This window comes from Candidatus Neomarinimicrobiota bacterium, assembly GCA_030743815.1.
Lineage (GTDB): Bacteria > Fidelibacterota > Marinisomatia > Marinisomatales > S15-B10 > UBA2146.
Genome location: JASLRT010000011.1, coordinates 1 through 3023 on the forward strand (window position 1 = coordinate 1; position 3023 = coordinate 3023).

The window sequence follows — 3023 nt, forward strand, 5'->3', positions numbered from 1 at the left end:
TTCTGTCAACCTGTTATGACCGACTCAGCGATAAAGTTAACGCTCAAGAGAAATTAAAACAATTGGGTCCCTCCGCTAAACTTCATCATTTTTCCGCATCTTTTGATCTATATTCAGACAGCTCGAAATTGCACTGTCATGAATCCTTGGGATATTGAAGTAAACCTGCAAGATGTAGTCCTCGATTTTCTCTACCTCAGTTCGTTCATTATTATCGGGACTCTCCTGCGCCGCTACGTGGTTTTTTTTCAGCGCTTCCTGATCCCCAACAACCTCATCGGAGGATTTCTGGCCCTTTTCACCTGTTCCCAGGGATTAGGATGGTTTGATCTTCCCTCTGAACGGTTGGGCATTTATGTCTATCACTTTCTCGCCCTGACCGTTATTTCCCTTGGCCTTCGCCAGGAAAAAACATACTGGGGAAAAGGGCCCTTAAGTAAAGGCATTGCCACCCTCTCCACCTACATGATCCAGGCCACTATCGGACTTCTCATCGCTTTTGCTTTGGTTTACACTATTGATCCCCATCTCTTTATTGGCATTGGTCTCATTCTCCCCTTAGGCTTTGGTATGGGTCCGGGTCTTGCCTACTCTATGGGAAGAAGCTGGGAAATGTGGGGTTTCGAGAACGGCGCACTGGTAGGATTGACCTTCGCCGCCATCGGTTACCTCTACGCTTTCTTCGGCGGCATGGCACTCATCCATTGGGGGATCAAGAAAGGCAAGAGCGCCCTGATCAAGAACGTGGATCAAATTTCCATGGACGTGCGCACTGGCGTCTACAAATCAGCAGATGAAAAGCCTATCGCCGGGCGGCTGACACTCTCCACGGAAGCGGTAGAATCACTCTCCTTTCATCTGGGACTGATAGGATTCGTCTATCTGCTCACCTACTGGTTTGCCAAAGGAGTAACAGCGTGGATGGATCAGGCGGGGCTGCACGATTTTGTGGCTACCATCTGGTCGTTCCATTTCGTCTTCGGACTGCTCATCGCACTGGCGGTGAGGAAAATCCTGGATTTATCGGGAAGATCATACGTGATCGACCGCGGACTGATGACGCGCGCCATGGGTGTCTTCCTCGATTATATGGTGGTGGGTGCAGTTGCGGCCATCAGCATAACAGTGGTACTGAAGTACTGGCAGCCCATCATCATCATGTCCTTGCTGGCCGGCCCGGCCACAATGGCGCTCCTGTTCTGGATCTGCTGGCGTGCCTTTGACGATTTCCACTTCGAACGCTTCATTGAACTGTTCGGCGAGATGACAGGCACTATCAACTCTGGAATGGTACTGCTGCGGGTCACCGATCCCGAGTTTGAAACGCCGGTGGCAGAAGATGCAGTTTACGGTAGCGGGGTTGCCCTTTTCCTCGGTATCCCCCTCCTCATCGCCCTGAACGTCCCCTTTGCCTTTTTCAAGAATAGTATTGAAGGTTATTGGATCACTTTCGCGATCCTGTTGGTCTACTGGATTGTATTGTGGCTGTTCTGGCGCGGGATCGGGTTTCTCTCGTTCAGAAAGCGGACGTAGGACAGCCAGGTTCAGACGTCTGTTGCCTCAACCGACTCAAGCTTTTCCGGAGCGGCAAGAAGTTTCAGTGCACCTTGAGCCAGGCGTGAAATCTGATTGGCGTCCGCTACACGGTGATCAAAGGTTGCTGATATAGGCAATATGGAACGTATGATAATTTCCCCATCGCGCACCACAGGTTTCTCCTCTATCTTCCCCATGACGATGACGGCTGGAAGCTTGGCCGCTGGGAAGAGTGCCGCGTAGGCAGTGGAGAGCCCGTGTGATCCAATGTTGGTGACTAAGATGGAACCGAACGAGCGGTCAGAAAGACCGAGAGATTTGAGCTGGATGCCCAGTCCGTTGACGATGCCGCGGATCAGTTTGAACAGCCATCTCCTTAGAGGCCACGGAACCTTGCTCAGGAGATACTTACTTTGCATCGACTTCCCCTTGTCTCCCTGCCGTTCCGCTTCGGCCCGGGTGCGAATCTCTTCTCCGATCTCGGATACTGTCTTCTGATGAGCATTGCGTACCACTATTGACGCCATTTCCCGTCCCCCTTTGATATTCACCGCCACGGCCACATCCACATAATCCCGGGGAACGAGCCTGCCGCGGCGGACAAAACAGTTGATATCGGGAGCGTCATAGGCCAGCGCCCTTGCTACAACAGCGGTGACAATATGAGTAACGGTTAGATGAAGTCCATTCTCCTTCTGTCGTTGAATGTAACGTAGCACATCGGTAACATCCGCCTCCAGCGTGCCGAACACCTTTCCGTCACTGGGAGCGGTGTAGATGGCCGTGGACATGAGACGCCACGGTGTGTTGTAATCATCTTTCATGGATAATGAGCCGGAGTGAAATAATTAACGGAAATTACAAGGCGGAAGTACCTCATCAAAGCGTTCTTCGCTGCCGCCCTTCAGCTTCCCTATAGAGACATCCGGCAGCACGAAAATATATTTGCAGAATATCTTCCCAGGAAATAACCGGCTGTATTGGCAGCTATATCGAATATCTTGTTTGGAAACGATTCAAGCGCAAACTGAAACGGCAAGATAAGTTCCACAAATTCCCACCCGACTGTTAAAACAAAAAACGGTACGATGCCAATTTTTGTAAAGCGGCCGAGTACGAAACAGAGCGTCAGATGCAGCAGTGTGAATTCATTCAGCGCTTCCATGACGGTTCGTCTGTACTGTGGCCCGGCATCGTCATTGATCCTTGTCAGACGCGGCCTTACTTCAACAGAACCATCTTCATTGTCTTAGAATAATCACCCGCCTGTATCCTGTAGATATAAAGACCCCCGCTTAAGGGTCTGCCCATATCATCGGTGGCATCCCAGACGGCTCTGTGGTAGCCAGCGGTTTGGTCCTGATTAACAAGTGTTCTCACCTGCCGACCCAATACATCATAGATCACCAGGTGAACCATAGCGGCTTCTGGCAGATCATACAGTATGGTAGTGGTTGGGTTGAAAGGATTTGGATAGTTCTGATGTA

4 protein-coding genes are annotated in these 3023 nt (G+C 50.8%); 1 reads left to right on the forward strand and 3 read right to left on the reverse strand.

Annotation, left to right across the window (positions count from 1 at the left end):
* Positions 1–138: 138 nt before the first annotated feature.
* Positions 139–1533 (forward strand): hypothetical protein, encoded by a 1395-nt coding sequence (locus QF669_00960; protein MDP6456014.1) that lies wholly within the window; start codon positions 139–141, stop codon positions 1531–1533.
* An 11-nt stretch (positions 1534–1544) separates the two neighbouring features.
* Here the strand turns inward: QF669_00960 and QF669_00965 are convergent, their stop codons facing one another.
* From QF669_00965 to QF669_00975, 3 genes are all read right to left on the reverse strand, one after another.
* Positions 1545–2360, reverse strand: a complete 816-nt coding sequence (locus QF669_00965; GenBank protein ID MDP6456015.1) for a 2-oxo acid dehydrogenase subunit E2 — start codon at positions 2358–2360, stop codon at positions 1545–1547.
* Between the two features lie 89 nt (positions 2361–2449).
* The gene (locus tag QF669_00970; protein ID MDP6456016.1) at positions 2450–2701 is read right to left on the reverse strand and encodes a hypothetical protein; all 252 of its coding nucleotides are present in this window, start codon (positions 2699–2701) and stop codon (positions 2450–2452) included.
* Between the two features lie 56 nt (positions 2702–2757).
* A partial coding sequence (locus QF669_00975; GenBank protein ID MDP6456017.1) for a T9SS type A sorting domain-containing protein occupies positions 2758–3023 on the reverse strand: 266 nt, incomplete at its 5' end.